We start from the raw sequence: 1,374 nt of genomic DNA, 5'->3' as shown, positions 1-1,374 counted from the left end.
GCGCATGGGTCTGCCGCAGGAGGCCCAGGGTTTCAAGGCCTCCGAGGCGGGGCATCCGGATGTCGAGCAGGATCAGGTCCGGCTTGCTGCTGGCGAGCACGGACAACGCCTCGGTGCCGTCACCGGCCTCGCACAGCTCGAAGCCCAGGCCGCCCAGCATGTCGAGCAACAAGACGCGGTTGGTCACCACGTCGTCCACCACCAGGATCCTGCGCCGCACCCCGGCATAGCCGATCACGCAGCCAGGTGCCGATGGCGGTGCGGACGGGCTCTCCTGCGCAGCAGGCTCCAGCGCCAGGTCGAACCAGAAGCGCGTGCCTTCGCCCTTCGCGCTCTGAACGTGGATCTCGCTGCCCATCAGCCGCACGAACTGCCGGCTGATCGCCAGGCCCAGGCCGGTACCGCGGTTTCGGTCCTCGAGCCCACCCACCTGCTCGAACGGTTGGAACAGCCGTGACAGCTGCGCGGCATCCATGCCGGCGCCGCTGTCCTGCACTTCGAAGCGCAGCGCGTTCGAGCCGCCGGTCCGCACCCGCAATGTCACCGTGCCGCGCTCGGTGAACTTGACGGCGTTGTCGAGCAGGTTCARCAACACCTGCCGCAGCCGCTTCTCGTCGGCCCGGAAGGTCTCCGGCAGGTCGGCGGACAGCTCCGCACCCAGCTGCAACGCGGGCTTCTGCCTGGCCCTGACGCCCATCAACTCGACCAGGCCGTCGAGGTAGCGCGGGAGATCGAACACCGTCGGACACAGCTCGAACTTGCCGGCCTCGATCTTCGCGAGATCGAGGATGTCGTTGATCAAGGTCAGCAGGTGTTCGCCGCTCTGCCGGATGGCATTCACGCCCGCCTGCTGCCGCTGCGTCAGGTTCCTGTCCCGTTGCAGCAGTTGCGCGAAGCCCAGCACGCCGTTGAGCGGCGTTCTCAGGTCGTGGCTCATCGCCGCGAGGAACGCGCTCTTCGCCCGGTTGGCCACCTCCGCCCGATCCCGCGCAATCACCAATTCGGCGGTATGGGCCAGGACCATGTCCTCTGCCTGGCGCCGCCCGATCGCATAGCGGATCGCCCTCGACAGCAGGTCCGCGGTCACCTCGCCCTTCACCAGGTAGTCCTGCGCACCGGTGCGGATCRCCTCGAGCGCGACCGCCTCGTCGGTGAGCCCGCTCATCACCACCAGGGCCGGCACCTTCACCGGCTGCGCAAGCAATTGGCGCATCGTGTCGAGACCCCAGGTTCCGGGAAGGCCGAGGTCGAGCAACAGCACGTCGAAGTGCTGCTCCGCCAGCGCCTGCACACCCGCATCCAGGCTTTCGCACCAGGCCAGCGTGAACTCGTCGGTCCGCGATTGCGAGAGCATGTGCCTGATCAGGCGTGCAT

At 67.8% G+C, this 1,374-nt stretch carries 1 protein-coding gene; it reads right to left on the bottom strand.

Features of this window, described 5'->3' with window-relative positions; translation table 11 throughout:
- Positions 1-1,354 (bottom strand): ATP-binding protein (locus tag AC1D15_RS32365; protein ID WP_477829285.1); only part of this gene is annotated, 1,354 nt, incomplete at its 3' end.
- Between the last annotated feature and the right edge of the window lie 20 nt (positions 1,355-1,374).

The organism is Rhizobacter sp. P2_H2 (genome assembly GCF_056403375.1).
This window is presented reverse-complemented; position numbering and strand designations above follow the sequence as displayed.